This window comes from Bacillota bacterium, from assembly GCA_040754675.1.
GTDB lineage: Bacteria > Bacillota > Limnochordia > Limnochordales > Geochordaceae > Geochorda.
Genome location: JBFMCJ010000764.1, coordinates 1 through 1,622, shown reverse-complemented (window position 1 = coordinate 1,622; position 1,622 = coordinate 1). Strand labels below are relative to the sequence as shown.

The 1,622-nt window shown below is 72.1% G+C and carries 2 protein-coding genes; both read right to left on the bottom strand.

Annotation, left to right across the window (positions count from 1 at the left end):
• Positions 1–851: undecaprenyl-phosphate galactose phosphotransferase WbaP (locus AB1609_23385; protein MEW6049377.1), on the bottom strand; the 851-nt coding region annotated here is incomplete at its 3' end.
• 95 nt (positions 852–946) lie between these two features.
• Positions 947–1,622: glycosyltransferase (locus AB1609_23380; protein ID MEW6049376.1), on the bottom strand; the 676-nt coding region annotated here is incomplete at its 5' end.

Genomic DNA, 1,622 nt, shown 5'->3' with positions numbered 1-1,622 from the left:
GCCAGCGCCAGCAGCGTCTCCACCAGGCGCTTGGCCGCCCGCATGCGGCGGTCGAGCAGGTTGCGGCGGATGTCGAGCACCAGGATGCCCTGCAGGTCTCGCGGGCTCACCCACAGGCTCGGCACCTGGAAGAGGTCGGGCACCACGCTGACGCGCAGGAAGCGATGCGCCTCGTGGTCGATGATGCCGGCCAGGCGTTGCCACGTCGAACCCGGCATGGCCAGGATCGCCCGTGAGACCCGGCCGGTGGAGGCCAGGGGAACGCAGAGCTCCAGGCCGCCCAGCACGGGCACGCCCTCGACGGAGCCGTTACGCTTGGCCGGGTCGTCGTCGAGGACGGCTACGGGACGCCACCCGAGGCCCGGGTTGGCCGTCAGGCGCCGGACGACCAGGTGCCCGGTCTGCCCGGCGCCGAGGACGACCACCGGCTCCCCCCACCAGCCGGTGCGGCTGAGGAGGTGGCGCAGGAGCGAACGGGCGGCGGGGAGCGCCACCAGCGCCAGCGCCCAGGCCGTGAGCAAGACGGCCCGAGAGTAGAGCGGCCCCACCTTCAGGACGAACGTGGCGGTCCCGAGGGCAAGGAAGACGAGGGACGTGACGTACGTGCAGCGCCGCAGCTCTTCCACCGGCTCCAGGCCGTAGCCGGGATAGAGCCCGGCGACGTAGAGGCCGGCGACGAACAGCAGGGCGGCGGGCCAGAGCTGCAGGTAATCGGCCGGACTGAGCACCCCGCCGCTCCACAGGCGCAACCCGTAGGCGAGGGCGCCGCACGCTGTGACGACGGCGATGTCAGCGGCCGCGAGCAGGGCCGGGATCAGCACCCGTGACGCCGCCCGCTGCTGGACAAACAAGCCGGCGAGACTGCCGGCGGGTGCGGCTGTCCTTCCGGTTGCCGTTGTGGGTGCGGTCGTGGCTGCAGTTGTGGTCCCGGTTCTCGCTACGACGTTCATGCAGGCTTGTCCCCCATCGGGCCGGAGAGTGCAGCCAGGCGCACGGGTTCCGGGAGCGCCCCTACACCCTTCGAGCCGCGCCGGAGGAAAGCGTGCCAGGCGCGGTCGAGCAGTCCGGCGAACTCGCTGCGGAACCGCTCCGGCCCGAACCGGGCCGCATGTTCCATGATGGCGGCGCGGTCGAAGCCCGCCTCGGCGGCCTCGAAGCGGCGCACGGCGCCGGCGACGGCTTCGACGGTCTGTTCATGGAAGAAGACGCCCGTGCGGCCCTCGACAACCGTCTCGGCGGCACCCCCTCGTGAGTACGCCACGACGGGACATCCCGCCGCCTGCGCCTCGACGGGGGCGATCCCGAAATCTTCATCGGCAGCAAAGACGAACGCTCGAGCGTTGGCGACATATCCGGGCAGAGCCTCGTCGTCCACCGCTCCCAGGAACCTGATCCCCGGCCCCGCAAGGGCCTGGAGGCGGCGGCGCTCCGGCCCGTCGCCGATGACGAGCAGGGGCCTGCCCAGGCGGTTGAACGCCTGCACCAGGAGGTCGACCCGCTTGTAGTCGACCAGCCGCCCGTGGGTGACGTAGTAAGTACCCGGCGTGATCGGGAAGCCACCCGCACCCGAGGCGTCGCGCCCGCCGGGCAACCCATCCGGGCCAGGCGAGCCGTGCATGCCG